Annotated in this window: 17 protein-coding genes; 14 read left to right on the forward strand and 3 right to left on the reverse strand. The window is 32.3% G+C overall.

Annotation, left to right across the window (positions count from 1 at the left end; translation table 11 throughout):
- From PKN74_RS06920 to atpC, 13 genes are all read left to right on the forward strand, one after another.
- A partial coding sequence (locus PKN74_RS06920; protein WP_472309938.1) for a S8 family serine peptidase occupies positions 1-1,673 on the forward strand: 1,673 nt, incomplete at its 5' end.
- A 186-nt stretch (positions 1,674-1,859) separates the two neighbouring features.
- The gene (locus PKN74_RS06925; RefSeq protein ID WP_472309940.1) at positions 1,860-2,402 is read left to right on the forward strand and encodes a protease complex subunit PrcB family protein; all 543 of its coding nucleotides are present in this window, start codon (positions 1,860-1,862) and stop codon (positions 2,400-2,402) included.
- 59 nt (positions 2,403-2,461) lie between these two features.
- The gene (locus PKN74_RS06930; protein ID WP_472309942.1) at positions 2,462-3,241 is read left to right on the forward strand and encodes a hypothetical protein; all 780 of its coding nucleotides are present in this window, start codon (positions 2,462-2,464) and stop codon (positions 3,239-3,241) included.
- Between the two features lie 162 nt (positions 3,242-3,403).
- On the forward strand, positions 3,404-3,682 hold the full coding sequence (locus PKN74_RS06935; RefSeq protein WP_472309944.1) for a hypothetical protein: 279 nt from the start codon (positions 3,404-3,406) through the stop codon (positions 3,680-3,682).
- Complete coding sequence (locus PKN74_RS06940; protein WP_472309946.1) at positions 3,618-3,956, forward strand: ATP synthase subunit I; 339 nt, start codon at positions 3,618-3,620, stop codon at positions 3,954-3,956. The genes PKN74_RS06935 and PKN74_RS06940 overlap by 65 nt, the downstream gene beginning before the upstream one ends.
- 38 nt (positions 3,957-3,994) lie before the next feature.
- Complete coding sequence (gene atpB / locus PKN74_RS06945) at positions 3,995-4,813, forward strand: F0F1 ATP synthase subunit A (protein ID WP_472309948.1); 819 nt, start codon at positions 3,995-3,997, stop codon at positions 4,811-4,813.
- Between the two features lie 80 nt (positions 4,814-4,893).
- Positions 4,894-5,184 carry an ATP synthase F0 subunit C gene (gene atpE / locus PKN74_RS06950; RefSeq protein ID WP_472309950.1) on the forward strand — a complete coding sequence of 97 codons (291 nt, stop codon included), beginning with the start codon at positions 4,894-4,896 and terminating at the stop codon, positions 5,182-5,184.
- Positions 5,185-5,234: 50 nt separating this feature from the next.
- Positions 5,235-5,729, forward strand: a complete 495-nt coding sequence (atpF, locus tag PKN74_RS06955; RefSeq protein ID WP_472309952.1) for a F0F1 ATP synthase subunit B — start codon at positions 5,235-5,237, stop codon at positions 5,727-5,729.
- A complete protein-coding gene (atpH, locus tag PKN74_RS06960) occupies positions 5,726-6,298 on the forward strand; it encodes an ATP synthase F1 subunit delta (RefSeq protein ID WP_472309954.1) in 573 nt (190 codons plus the stop codon). Before atpF ends, atpH begins: the two co-directional genes overlap by 4 nt.
- Complete coding sequence (gene atpA, locus PKN74_RS06965; protein WP_472309956.1) at positions 6,288-7,802, forward strand: F0F1 ATP synthase subunit alpha; 1,515 nt, start codon at positions 6,288-6,290, stop codon at positions 7,800-7,802. The genes atpH and atpA overlap by 11 nt, the downstream gene beginning before the upstream one ends.
- A 19-nt stretch (positions 7,803-7,821) precedes the next feature.
- On the forward strand, positions 7,822-8,649 hold the full coding sequence (gene atpG, locus PKN74_RS06970) for an ATP synthase F1 subunit gamma (RefSeq protein ID WP_472309958.1): 828 nt from the start codon (positions 7,822-7,824) through the stop codon (positions 8,647-8,649).
- 11 nt (positions 8,650-8,660) lie between these two features.
- Positions 8,661-10,058, forward strand: a complete 1,398-nt coding sequence (gene atpD, locus PKN74_RS06975; RefSeq protein ID WP_472309959.1) for a F0F1 ATP synthase subunit beta — start codon at positions 8,661-8,663, stop codon at positions 10,056-10,058.
- Positions 10,059-10,082: 24 nt separating this feature from the next.
- Positions 10,083-10,490: an ATP synthase F1 subunit epsilon gene (gene atpC / locus PKN74_RS06980; RefSeq protein ID WP_472309961.1), complete on the forward strand. Its 408-nt coding sequence runs from the start codon at positions 10,083-10,085 to the stop codon at positions 10,488-10,490.
- Positions 10,491-10,501: 11 nt separating this feature from the next.
- Here atpC and PKN74_RS06985 read toward each other — a convergent pair whose 3' ends face one another.
- The 3 genes from PKN74_RS06985 to PKN74_RS06995 are packed head-to-tail and all read right to left on the reverse strand — an operon-like array spanning position 10,502 to position 13,186.
- Positions 10,502-11,206 carry a hypothetical protein gene (locus tag PKN74_RS06985; RefSeq protein ID WP_472309963.1) on the reverse strand — a complete coding sequence of 235 codons (705 nt, stop codon included), beginning with the start codon at positions 11,204-11,206 and terminating at the stop codon, positions 10,502-10,504.
- Between the two features lies 1 nt (position 11,207).
- Complete coding sequence (locus tag PKN74_RS06990) at positions 11,208-11,771, reverse strand: hypothetical protein (protein ID WP_472309965.1); 564 nt, start codon at positions 11,769-11,771, stop codon at positions 11,208-11,210.
- On the reverse strand, positions 11,768-13,186 hold the full coding sequence (locus PKN74_RS06995) for an aminopeptidase (protein WP_472309967.1): 1,419 nt from the start codon (positions 13,184-13,186) through the stop codon (positions 11,768-11,770). Before PKN74_RS06995 ends, PKN74_RS06990 begins: the two co-directional genes overlap by 4 nt.
- Positions 13,187-13,561: 375 nt before the next feature.
- Between PKN74_RS06995 and glpX the strand changes: the two genes are divergently transcribed.
- Positions 13,562-14,584, forward strand: a complete 1,023-nt coding sequence (glpX, locus tag PKN74_RS07000; RefSeq protein WP_472309969.1) for a class II fructose-bisphosphatase — start codon at positions 13,562-13,564, stop codon at positions 14,582-14,584.
- Positions 14,585-14,615: the final 31 nt, after the last annotated feature.

Below are 14,615 nucleotides of genomic sequence, written 5' to 3' on the forward strand. Positions count from 1 at the left end.
TAAAGTCAGAAAACATAGAAGGAATAAGATACGCAGAACCAAATTATACAGATAGAAGATTAATTCCTGTAATTAAAGACCAAGACCCTCAAATTCAAAGAAACAATTCCATGCAACTTAATAACAATCTCACTCCAGAAACTACAGATCCCTTTATAAAATATCAATATGCTCTTGACTTATTAGAAGCCGAAACTGCTTGGACTTCTGCAACAGGAGCTGGTGTAGTAGTTGGTTTATTAGACACCGGAACTGACGGCACTCATCCTGATTTAGAAGGTCAATTAGTGCAAGGTTACGATCCTTATCTTAGAAGGACAATTGAACCCACAGCAGACTACGATTCCGATGGTCACGGTACACATACAGCGGGAATAATAGCTGCTAAAAGAAATAATGGTGTAGGAATATCAGGATTAGCACCAGATGCCAAAATTATGCCTATTAGAATCTTTAGACCTAGTTACGTGGGTGACTATGCAGTTGCTGACGGAATAGTATGGGCTGTAGATAACGGAGCAGACGTCTTATCAAACAGTTGGGGCGGTGGAGGCTATTCCAACATCCTAAAAGATGCTTTTGACTATGCTTTAACGCATAACGTAGTTGTAGTAGCATCTTCTGGTAACGATACTACTGATCAATTTTGGCATTACCCATCTGCATTTACTGGAGTAATAGGCGTTGCAGCAAGTAATGCAGGAGATAAAGTTACTTCTTTTTCTTCAAGAGGAGAATATGTCTCTGTAGCAGCTCCAGGTAACAACATAATTTCATCTATTCCAGTAAGACTTGCACCATTTGAAGGCCTTGCACCATCTGAAGGCGTAGATAGACAACCTTACGCCTATTGGGCAGGTACTTCTATGTCATGTCCATATGTGTCTGCATTAGCTGCTTTATTGAAAGAAAAATATCCAGATGCAGATGTTTATCAAATAAGAAAGATGATAGAAGAAGGAGCAGAAGACATCGATGCTCCAGGTTATGATACTGCTTCAGGCTATGGAAGAATAAATGCCGCGAATTCTCTTACTCTTGATCCAGATGAGTATGAGGGCGGTATTCTAAAAGTAGAAGCAAAAACTAAAAAGGGTGGTTATTATTTACCCGGTGTTAACCTAACTTTAGAAAATAATGACACTGGAAAAAGATATTACGGAAAAACTAATGACGAAGGCTACGAATTATTCTCTTGGATAGATCCGGGAGAATACAATATTGAAATTGGAGGACCTGAATATCTCTATGCATCTGCTCCAAATTATCGAATGCAAGAAGAGCTTAGATATACCAATGAAGTTACTGTAAAACCTCTCTCAGAAGGCACAACAACCTATACTCAAGAATTTGAAACGACCCAATTCAAAGCTATTTTAACAAGTGACGATCTTTTTACAGGTGATCTAGATATATATTTAGTTGACAATGAACTTAACGATATTGAAGCATTTAATTTAAAAAGCTACGAGACAAAGATAATAGACTTATTACCTTATACAGAAGAAAGTGGCTATTATTATTTGGTTTATATATATTCTGGAAATGACACATTTAATTTAGTGGCTGAAATAACAATAAACAACAAAAAGATCCCTATTAATATACCTATAAGTGGACAGGGAAATGGATTTATAGATGAATATGGAGGAGTTCCTTGGACTATCTTTTAATCTAATATTTTACATTCAACGATAAATTGGGATCTTCGGATCCCAATTTATTATTTATTTAGGAATTTTTTTAGCCAATATCAGGCTTCAATCTTTATATGATAAAATAATTAAGTGAGTTACAATAATTTTAGAAATGAATAATTTTAAAAAATAAGATTTTGATTTCAGAAAGGAGGGATTTTTGTGAGTGGAAACCAGGTTATTCTAGTTATATTGTTAACAGGAGCATTGATTGGAGGCGCAATATTGTTAAATACTCCTAAGCAAACTTACACACCTGAAATTATTGGTGAAGATGGAAACTATAATAACACGATATCTGAAAATAGTGAGGTTATTATTATGAAAAATTATAAAATTGTTAGTTGTTACTTAAGAACTCAAGGTGCTGAAATAGTTATTAGGCAAAACAATAACCAAACAACAATTGTCAAAGGAACTCCATTTGTAGTTTGTATAAGTGCAGGTGAGAAAAGAACCGGAGGATACAGTTTGAGTTTAAACAATATTCTTGTTGATGAAAAGGCAAAAAAAATATATATCGAGCTCTTTTTAAAAACTCCTGCACCAGGAGAAATGGTTACTCAAGCATTTACTTATCCTTCAATTGGTATTGAGATTGAAGAAATTCTAATTGAGGGAGATTGGGAAGTTATAGCTAAAATTGAACAAGAGAAAGGCCAAACTATTGTTTTGAAAAAAAGTTTTACTTTTTCACTCTCATGAATTTAACGAACCCTTATAATGTCAAAATTCTCTTTGGCATTTGTTTTATAATATTCTTTATGCAAACTATAGTTCTGGCTGATGTTTCTTTTTCTGATTCGAGTTATGTTAAGGTGGAGCCTGAATTTTTTTATTTTAATTATTGGGAAGTAAATGACAATCATGATTTGTTTATGAAAGAATACGGGTTAATGAAAGGGGTTTCTCTTACTTTTCTTTACAACTCTAATTTTTTATTCAAAGTTGAAGGGAAATTTGCATATGGAGATATTAGTTATGATGGTTCAACATCAGACGGTCATCCAGTTAAACTCAACAATGTTTCTGATTATACGTTTGAAATAAGAGAACTAATTGGTAAGCAATTTTCGTTAAATTCGGAGATTTTTATTTCACCATTTCTGGGATTGGGCTATAGAAATTTAATCGATGAGCTAGGAAGGGCTAGTTATTTAGGTTATAAAAGAGAATCTAATTATTTATATTTTCCAATAATCATAGAAACAAGCGTTAATTTAAAAAAAGATGTTATTATGAATAATGAATTTGAATATGATTTGTTCGTTCTTGGCTTACAAAATAGTTATTTAAGTGATTTTAATCCAGCTTATAGCGATGTGAAAAATATTCAAGATCAGGGTTTTGGTTTAAAAAACAATATATCTGTTCATGTTCCTTTAAAAAATATCATTTTATGCACTCGGCTTTTCGTAAGATATTGGCACGTTAAAAAATCTTCATTGGCATATTTAAAAAAATCAGGAGAAAATATTGAATACGTTTGGGAACCAGAAAATAATTCTATAGAATTTGGGCTCAGTTTGGGAATTATTTTTTAATCTTTAACTAATGTCATAGTACAATTATTGTCAACCTTCATTATACAAACACAATATGTCTATTAACTTATAAATTGAAATAGTAATAAATAAATAGTATAATAACTTATGGTTTGTGGTTAAAATGTAAATTTTTTGTTATTTAAAAGTGAGGAGTTTATTTTGAAAAAAATAGATTTTAATTCTTTTCATAACTTGAATATTATTTTTTATTTTGCTATTATAATACTGTCTAATATATTCGTTGGTCTTTTAATCGGATATTTTATCTACCTTCTAACTAGCCAAAGATTTTGGATGGCTGGTTTCATGTTTTTAGGTGTGCTTTCCGGCTTGTATTCAGCTGTAAAGGAATTCTCAAAAGAAGGAGAAAGTAATGACGGAACTCAAAAAGAAACTCAGGGAACTGATAAAAAAAACAATTGTGCTTCTAATAATTGAAGTTATTATCTTTTTTTTCTTTTTTTCTTTTCACTCTTTATGGGTTCTGTGGGGAGGATTAGGCGCTATAATAGGATTCATTTCTTTAGCAGAAGAAATTAAAAAGATAAATCCAGAATCAAAACCAAAAAAGTTTTCTTTTGGATTTTTAATTAGATATCTTTTGTACTTTGTAATTTTGTGTATAGCTGCTTTAAACTCTCTATCGGCTCTTATGCTGAGTTTTTTAGGTATCATGAATATGAAGATAGCTTCTTATTTATCTTATAAGTAACTAAAAAATATGGTTGTACCAAAAAAGGAGGTGTTTGGTTGACAAAAGATAGAGTTTCAAAATTTATTATTTTTTTCTTTATACTATATATAGGCTTAGGGATTATTAATCTGTTCATCTTTGAAATGAACATGGAAGGCATTGGAGAAAGATGGATTGTCTCTTTCGGAAAAGGTGGTTTCTTTGGTCAATTGAACCCAATGACCCTTATAATGTCTTTCGCAATCATGATCATATTGATATTGATTGCAAGAAAAATAAAGTTTGAAAGAATACCAGGAAGAGTTCAAGCAGCAGTTGAAACCTTCTTTGATTCATTTTGGCAAATAACAGAAGAAGTTGTCCCAAACCCAGAATTCCGGAGGCCTACTTTTGTAGTTGCTATGAGTTTATTTTTATATATAGTGGTTTCCAATGTTTTAGGTGGAATTCCTGGGATTAATGTGACTCCACTAGCTAATGGGATAAATATTCAGCTATTCACTGATGTATGGTATTCCCCAACTTCTGATCTCAATGTCAACCTTACTTATGCAATAATGGTTTTAATAATTAGCCATGTTTTTGCAATAAAATCTAAGGGATTTGCAAGCTGGTTTAAATCTTTTTTCGAGCCTAATCCAATAATGTTTCCACTGAATATAATAAGCGAAATAGCAAAACCTATTTCCCATTCTTTTAGGTTATTTGGTAATATAATGGGGGGAGGTATGTTGGTTTTAATTTTAAGCAGTATCGTTAAGTATTTTGTTCTTCCCGTTTTTTTGTGGGCAATTTTCGGTTGGTTTTTTGGTTTTATTCAAGCTTTTGTTTTTTCTTTGCTAACAATTGTTTATATTGGTTCACTGCTAGAATGAAATAATTTTAAAAATTAAATATATTAAAATAAATTTGTTAATTTTTTTATACTAAGCAAACATCTTAAGGAGGAGAAACCATGGATTTAAAGACTATGCTTGAAACTTTGGTTACTAACGGAGGGTATTTAGGATGGGGTTTGTATTATTTAGCGAAGTTTTTGGCAGCAGGGCTATGTATGGGAATTGGAGCTTTAGGCCCAGCTTTCGGAGAAGGTAAAATTGGAGCAGCTGCAATGGAAGCAATGGCTAGACAACCAGAATTGAGTGGTACAATAAGAACTAACATGATCCTTGCAGATGCTATAGATGAAACTACTGGTATTTATTGTCTGCTTATATCAATTATATTATTACTAGTTCTTCCATAAAATTTAAAGTTGTTGTACAGTAAATTATCCCTAAAGGGGTGTATGTAGATATGTTATCTTTTAATTTAACTTCTATTGTTAATTTGGTAGGTTTTATATTTTTTGTGTTATTGATGTACAAGTTATTGTATAAACCATATTTCGAAATAACTGATAAAAGAAAACAAGAAGTAGAAAAAAATCTGAGCGAAGCTGAAAAGCTTCGCTTGGAAGCACAGAATAGGAAAAATGAACTAGACAAACAGCTTCAAGAAATAGAGGAAACTAGAACAGAAATAATTCTGAAAGCTGAAGAACAAGCCAAGTTAATTTTAAAAAATGCTCAAGAAGAAGCTGAAAATCAACGAAAATACATAATCGAGAAAGCGGAAAAAGAATCAGAAGAAATTATAACAAAAGCTTTGAAAGAATTACAATCACAAATTGTAGCCATGGCTATAAGTATTTCTTCTATGATATTAAAGGAGCAAGTTGATAAACAAAAGAATGAAGAAATAATAAAAAGAGCTTTAATAAGTTTACAGAATAAAGGAGTATCTCAATGAAGCCCTCATATTTCCTTGCTTCTAAGTATTCAGAAGCTTTAATAAACATATTATCTCAAAAAGCTAAAATAAATCATCTTGAAAACTATGTAAAAGCATTTAGAGAAATAAGTACTATTATGGAAGAAAATGAATCATTTAAGGACGTTATTTTTAATCCTTTGTTACCAGTAGATTTTGTCGTAAACAAACTTGTAGAAGTTTCTGACTATGAAGACGAAATTTATATTAATTTTCTTAAAACTTTGGTACAGAAAAAAAGACTTAATTTAATCCCCTTGATAACAGAGCTATTGTATAGGAAAAATTTAGAACTGAACGAAACTATAGAAGTAAAATTAATTTTAGCTAAAAACGTATCCAAAAAGGTCTTAAACGAAATTAAAAGTACTCTCCAAAAAAACACTGGGAAAAACATCAAATTAGTAGTAGACTTTGAAGAAGAACTTATAGGCGGCATGCAATTGTATATTGAGGACAAATTTTTTGACTATTCTGTCAAAGGATTCCTGGATAATATACAATCCGCCTATGCACCAACTGGTGGAGGTGAAATTTTTGAGGGTTAATCCTGATGAATTAACTAGAGTTATAGAAGAACGTATTAAAAGTTATGAAAGTGGAGAAATAAAAGAAATAGGGTTAGTTATGCAGGTCAGTGACGGTATTGTTATCGCATATGGCCTTAAAGATGTGATGTCAAACGAATTGGTTGAGATAGAGGCTTTTAACGGAAATAAAGTTTACGGTATTGCTATGAACCTTGAGGTTGACAATGTAGGTATCATTACTCTTGGCAATTACAAAGATATTAAAGAAGGAGACAAAGTCGTAAGAACCAATAGAATAATAGAAGTACCAGTCGGTGAAAAACTTTTAGGTCGAGTCGTTAACCCATTGGGCATTCCTCTTGATGGTAAAGGTGATATCAAATCAGAGGAATTTTATCCCATAGAAAGAAAAGCAATGGGTGTTGTAACAAGAAAACCGGTTGATACCCCTTTGCAAACAGGTTTGAAAGTATTAGATGCTTTGATACCTATTGGAAGGGGTCAAAGAGAATTGATAATAGGAGACAGGCAGACTGGCAAAACTGCTATTGCAATTGATACAATAATAAATCAAAAAGGAAAGGATGCTTTTTGTATATATGTTTCTATAGGACAAAAAGCGTCTGCATTAGCAAGAACTATCGATAATTTAGAAAAATATGGAGCAATGGAATACACAGTTGTAGTTAGTGCAGATGCATCTGATCCTGCTTCGTTACAATATTTAGCCCCTTACGCAGGTACTGCAATTGGAGAATATTTTATGTTCAATGGCAAAGACGCATTAGTTGTTTTTGATGACCTATCAAAACATGCTGCCGCTTATCGAGAGATCTCTTTATTGCTACGTCGTCCACCAGGAAGAGAAGCATATCCAGGAGATATCTTTTATTTGCACTCTAGATTGTTAGAAAGGGCTTGTAGACTAAATGAAAAACATGGAAACGGTTCTTTAACTGCTTTACCAATTGTAGAAACTCAAGCTAACGATATTTCAGCATATATTCCAACTAACGTTATTTCTATTACTGATGGTCAGATTTATTTAGAAACAGGGCTTTTTAATGCTGGAATTAGACCTGCGGTTAATATAGGGTTATCCGTATCAAGAGTTGGAGGAGATGCTCAAACAAAAGCTATGAAACAGGTTGCGGGTTCTTTGAAACTTGATTTAGCTCAATATAGGGAACTTGAATCGTTTGCACAGTTTACCGCTGACCTTGATGAAGTTACCAAAAAGCAAATTACTAAAGGTGAAAAATTGACAGAACTTATGAAACAACCTCAATATTCGCCAATGGAATTAGAGGAGCAAGTAGCTGTACTTTACGTTGCCACAGAAGGTTACATTGATCAACTTCCTACAGATAAGATTGCTAAATTTGAAAAACATTTTTTAACTTATTTAAAAGAAAATTATTCACAAACTTTAAATAAAATAAAAGAAACTAAAGATCTTACAGACGATATAAAAAAAGAACTTGATGAAGCCGTTTCAAAATTCCTTAAAATATTCGAATGAATTGACGGTGGTGAATTAAATGAGTCGAGGCAACTTGAGGAATATCAAAAAAAGAATAAATTCCACAGAATCTACTATGCAAATAACCAAAGCAATGCAAATGGTTGCAACTGCCAGACTTAACAAAATACAAAGACAATGGGATGGAGTAAAGGATTTTTCATTTTACGCAGAAAGAATCTTGAAGAAATCTCCTTTTGTTGAAAATAGTTTTTATACCCAAGAGACTGAAGGTACACTTGTTTTGGTGATTACTCCTGATATGGGATTAGCAGGTTCATTCCCTTCAGACTTAGCGAGAGAAGCTTTACGATTAAAGCAATCCATAGAAGATTTTAAAGGGTTTCTAGTTATTGGAGCAAAGGGATATTATGCCTTAAGGCATGAAGGCATTTTGCTTAGTAGGACAAATTTATATGATGTTCCTAAAGTCGATCATGCAGAGTTTTTAATTGAAGATTTATTTGAAATTATGAGAGCAAAAAATATCACTAAAGTTAAAGTACTTTACGGACTGCTAAAAAATGTACTTGTACAATTGCCTGCAACTTTTGATTTACTACCAATAAAAAAAGAACTGTTAGAGATTGATGAGAGATATGAATATGAACCTTCTCAAGAAGAAGTTTTTGAAAGCGCTGCGTACTTATATGTTTTATCAAAACTGTATCGATTTCTTTTTGAAACAAAGTTGAGCGAGCTGCATGCTCGACAGAATGCTATGAAAAATGCTACTGATAATGCTTATGAATTAATTGAAGAACTTACACTTGAGTATAACAAACAAAGACAAACCCTTATTACTCAGGAATTGATAGAAATTATTAGCGGGGCGAAAATGCAATAGGAGGTAATTTAATGCAGGAGCAAAAAGGGACTATAATCAGCATAATTGGTCCTGTAGTGGATGTTAAGTTTCCCATTGGACAATTACCAAATGTCTATGATGCTTTAATTGTAAGAAATAAGCATAATAACGAAGAGTTGATTCTCGAGGTAGAACAGCTCATTGGTGACAATACAGTTAGATGTGTTGCTATGGATTCTACCGATGGTCTTAAAAGAGGTGAAGAAGTAATTAATACTGGTGGCCCTATAAAAGTACCAGTAGGAACTAAAACATTAGGTAGGCTATTCAATCTTCTAGGAAAACCTATAGATGAAAAAGGAGATATAGAAGTTGAAGAATATTGGCCAATTCATAGAGAACCTCCTACTTTAACTGAACAAGACACTACTATAGAAATTTTAGAAACCGGGATTAAATGTATAGATCTATTGGCTCCCTTTCCAAGGGGCGGGAAAATAGGATTTTTTGGGGGAGCTGGAGTAGGAAAAACTGTTTTAGTTATGGAACTCATTAGAAACATAGCTATGGAACATCGAGGTATATCTGTTTTTGCAGGCGTTGGTGAACGTACCAGAGAAGGAAATGATCTTTGGTTAGAAATGTTGCAAAGCGGTGTAATAGATAACACGGTACTTGTATTTGGACAAATGAATGAACCACCTGGCGCAAGGTTTAGAGTTCCCTTAACTGCTCTTACAATATCTGAATATTTTAGAGACAAAGAGAAAAAAGACGTATTATTATTTATAGACAACATCTTTAGATTTGTTCAAGCCGGTTCTGAAGTATCGGCTTTGTTAGGAAGAATGCCTTCAGCGGTTGGTTATCAACCTACTCTTGCTAGTGATATGGGTCAATTGCAAGAAAGGATCACTTCAACAAAAGATGGTTCAATAACATCGGTTCAGGCCATTTACGTACCCGCAGATGACTTTACTGACCCAGCACCAGCAACAACTTTTGCCCATTTGGACGCGAATTTGAACCTTTCTAGAAAGCTTTCAGAGCTTGGTTTATATCCAGCAGTAGATCCTCTTGAATCAACCTCTAAAATGCTTGATCCCAACGTTGTTGGAGAAGAACATTATAGAATAGCAAGACAAGTTAAAGAGGTACTTCAAAGATATGAAGACTTGCAAGACATCATTGCAATACTAGGAATTGAAGAATTATCAGAGGAAGACAGGAAAACTGTTAACAGAGCAAGAAGAATTCAAAGATTTTTAACTCAACCTTTCTTTGTTGCCGAAAGATTTACTAATTATCCGGGAAAATACGTTACTTTAGAAGATACGATCAAAGGATTTAAGGAAATATTAGAAGGAAAACATGACCACTTACCTGAAAATGCCTTCTATATGGTTGGAACAATAGAGGAAGCTATAGAAAAAGCCAAAAAATTATAATCTTGATTTTTCTCGTAAAGGTAGGTGTTTACCATCTTTAGGTTTAGAATTGTGACTCCTGAAGGTATAAAAGTTGAAGAAGACGTTGAATATGCTGAATTTAAAAGTGTGGAAGGTGGAATGGGTACTCTAACTAACCGACTACCCATCATTGTTAAATTAAGAATAGCACCAGTTAGAGTTAAAAAAAGTGAAAACGAATATGAAGTTTTAGCAGTTCACGGCGGCGTATTAAATATGTCAGGAGATGAAATGACTATTGTTACAACGGCCGCTGAAAGACCCGAAGATATAGATGTCGAAGCTGCTCGCAGAGCCTTAGAAAGGGCTCAAGAGGAACTAAGAATAACAGAGGATAAATTTAAAAGGATGAAGTTAGAAACTCGAATCCAAAAAAATCTTTTAAGAGTTAATATTTCGAAAGAACGCTGATTTTTGCTTTTTTATACCTGAATACTGTCTAACTTCGATTTTATCAAAGTTAGGTCTTTATAATTAGTTTCTAAATAATTATTTCTAATACTCTTTAAATATTTTAGATCAAGTTTTATCTTCTCGTTCGTTTTTTCCAAAACTACATTTTTTTCAAAAAGATCTGGTACATAAATGTTTTTATTCGTTATAACGTAAGCTATCAAATTGTTTGACAAGTCTTGATTAAAATAAGAAGAGATATTTGCACTAAATACTACATCTATATCTTGCATTTTAAGAGTCATGATAACAGCGGGATTATTTATTTCTTCGGGAAGTAAAAAAGAAATTTTAGAGGAACTTATACTAAAAATTCGCTCTTTCAAAGGTGTATGCGAATCTATGTAATAACACTCATTATCAAAAATTCTTAAAACGCTATTTTTACTAAAAAGGATAAAATGAACTCCATAAATATTGGTTACTTCTGTTATGGTCTTAATTTTATGTTTTAAGATTTTTCTTGGTGTGAAATAGAAAAATACATAAAATCCTTCACCTAAACCTTTGGTGAAGGATTTTATCATTGATTTAAGATTTAAATTTTGGATCATATATATCCCTAAAATATCTTTGCTTATTCTTTTGTGCCCTCTTAACGCTTCTAAAGACGAAAAAATGTCTTTCTTGTATACCCAATAGTGAAATTTTGACAATAAAAATCTAGTAAACATTTTATCTTCTCACCGTAACTTTAAAAGTACTAAGCGTTTCTTTTAAATCTAATAGGTACTTACCAAAGGTTTGAAAATATTGTCCTTTTTTCTTAAATTCACTGTATAAATAAATAGAATCCTTAATCAAAAAATCATTTTGATAATTTGGGACAATGTAAAAAATTTTAGGAATTTTATCTATACTATTAATAACAATTGTAGGAATATTAACTTTTCTTAAATTAGATTGAATTATCATAAACACTTTTTTTAAAACGTTCTCAGAAAAATAGGTCGAAAATATTATCAAATCAGTTTTGTTAAGTAAACTCAGAAAATAAAAATCAAAATTTAAAACGTCTTTATCAAAACCAAAAGTAACTAAAAAATCCAGTATATATAAAAACCTATTTTCTTTGCTTAAATAAGTTTTTTCGTTTTCAATATAGATTTCTATATACTCTTTGTTTAAAATCCCAACAACATCGGCTTGGTTATTTAATAACCAACCTGAAGTTGAAAGTATTAAATTAGTATCAATAAACTCCAACGCGTTTAAAGGATTACCAATAAATATTTTCATTTTCCAAATTTCTCAAAAAAAGTTCTATACGCTAAATATGTTTCATAAATGTCCGCTTTTGATGCAATCTCATAAGGCGAGTGCATACCTAAAAGCGGAACTCCAGCATCTAAAACATCAAGCCCTTTTTCCGCAAAGAAGAGAGCTATAGTACCTCCGCCACCTCTATCAACCTTGCCTAGTTCACCTATCTGCCAAGAAATATCTTCTTGATTGAAAAGATTCCTGATCCTGGCTAATAATTCAGCATGAGCATCATTCGTTCTTGATTTGCCTCCTGATCCAGTATATTTCATTAAAGTTATTCCATATCCTAATCTTGGAGCATTTGATAAATCATGTGCCTCCTTGTAATTTGGGTCTACTGCAGCAGATACATCAGCAGAAAGTAATGTCGAATTAAAAAGGGCATCATCAATAACATTGCACACTTTATGTTCATTTGCCAAGTGCATTATCTTTTTGACAACACTGATCCAGAAATGATTTTTAGCACCTGTATTTCCATCGCTTCCTATCTCCTCTTTGTCAACCAACAATAATGCTGGACTCTTTAAAGACGATTGAGAATCGATAAAGGCCGTGAGAGCTGTATAGGCACATACTCTATCATCATGTCCATAAGATGCCAATAAACTTCTATCTATCCCAACATCTCGAGCTTTTAAAGCGGGCACTGCTTCTAATTCAGCGCTAACAAGATCTTCTTCAATTATCCCATATTTCTCAAACAGTATTTTCAACACATTTAATTTGACCGGATTGCTAACCTTTTTACTTTCATCATAAGTAATAGAAATGGTTCCTAAAATTAAATTCATTTTCTCTGGATCAAATGCTTCAGAAATTTTTTTGTTGGGAAGTTCTTTATCAAGATGAGGTAACAAATCAGAAATCACAAACACTGGATCGCTTTCGTCATCCCCTATAGATACTTCAATTTTACTTCCGTCACTTTTTACTATAACACCATGTAATTCAAGGGGAATATTAAACCAATGATACTTTTTTACTCCCCCGTAATAATGGGTTTTTGCCATAGCAATACTTTCATCCTCTATTAGTGGTTCTGGTTTGAGATCAAACCTGGGAGAATCTATATGAGCTCCAACTAGGTTAATACCTTTTGTTAATGGTTGATTATATTTGATAGCAAACAACGATTTTTCTCTATTAACAAAATAAATCTTGTCTCCTAATTCTATATTTCCCTTCTCTTCGTAATAAGATAACGGTTTAAAACCATTTTCTTCCAATAATTTGACTGAAAATTTAATTGCACGCCTTTCAGTTTTTGAATAATTAATGAACTCTTTATACATCGAAGTATAACTTTCTATAGTTTCAAAATCTCTTTTACTCCAAACATTCTTCTTTTGAATTGTAAGTTTTTTTTCTAATTCGTTTATGTCCATAAATTATCCACCTCCAACTAAATTCTATCATAATTTTATAGAATTATGATTATATTGAATTAAAACTTACATTTTTCTTTCAAAAATATCCCTAAATAAAGATTTGTATATTATTCTTTACGCAAGGTTAAACGCAAATAATTGTCTTTAACACTAACTAATAATCGATTATCTTAAATATTCTCATTTTTTAAAAAAAGTAAAATATAATATAATAAAAATGTAAAAATATCGTTTATAATTTTTAATTTTCAAAAATATTTAGATTTTCTATTTTACAAAAAGGAAGATTTTGTTTACTAATCAGCATTTGCTATTAGACAAGTCTATAACTAAACTTCGGCATAGCAAGCCGAGAGATAGAGGAGGGGATTTATGAATAAAATAATTTATCCTGAACTAACAATGGATTTGGTCAGAGTAACCGAAGCATCCGCACTATTAAGTAGTTTGTACTTGGGATGTGGAAATATGGAAAAAATAAAAACTGCAGCCATCGATGCCATGAGGGGCATGCTAGACTATATTGACTTTAAAGGAAACATTGTCATGAGTAAATATGACAAGGATTCCACAGGAATGCTTTATACAGGAGAAAAGGTTGGAACTTGGAAAAATGACTTCCCAGAAATGGACATAGCTGTAGATCCGATAGATGGCGTTAAATTAGCTACATTCGGATTACCTAACGCTATAAGTGTTGTTATAGCTACGGTAAAAGGTGGAATAAAAGTTCTTCCAACTTTTTATTCTTACAAACTTGCGGTTGGCCCAGAGTTAAAAGGAAAACTGGACATTAGAAAATCCATGAAAGAAAATATAAGAATTGCATGTGAAACCTTAAAAGTGCCTCCAAGCAACCTCACTTTTGTGCTGTTGAATAGACAAAGACATGAAGATATTATTGAGGAAATTACCCAAAGTGGGGCTAGGATCAAATTAATAAGTGACGGAGATATTACACCTGCTATCGCCACAGCTATGCCAAATAGCGGTGTTGATATATACGTTGGGATTGGAGGAACGTTAGAAGGAATTTTAGCTGCTGGCGCATTAAATACGCTTAATGGAGAAATACAAATGAAATTACGGCCAAGAGATGTAACTGAAGCAAATTTAATTTCTGAAAAAGGATGGGACACAGAAAAAATATTTTATACCGAAGATCTTATAAATGGCGAAGACATAATTTTTTCTGCCACAGGTATAACTGATGGAGATCTTCTAGAGGGTGTAAAATTTGTAAAAGGATTTGCGTTTACGCATACCTTAACAATGAGGAAAAAAAGTGCAACTGTAAGAAAAATAAACACAGCTCATAACTTGCAAAACAAGACAATAAGATTAAAATCTCTAGAGAGAGATGAAAAACTTATAGAATTAAGAAAAATCTTATAAAAAGTGCATTAAACTTTAACCTAATCAGTGA

The sequence above is a fragment of the Defluviitoga sp. genome (assembly GCF_035349255.1).
Taxonomy (GTDB): domain Bacteria; phylum Thermotogota; class Thermotogae; order Petrotogales; family Petrotogaceae; genus Defluviitoga.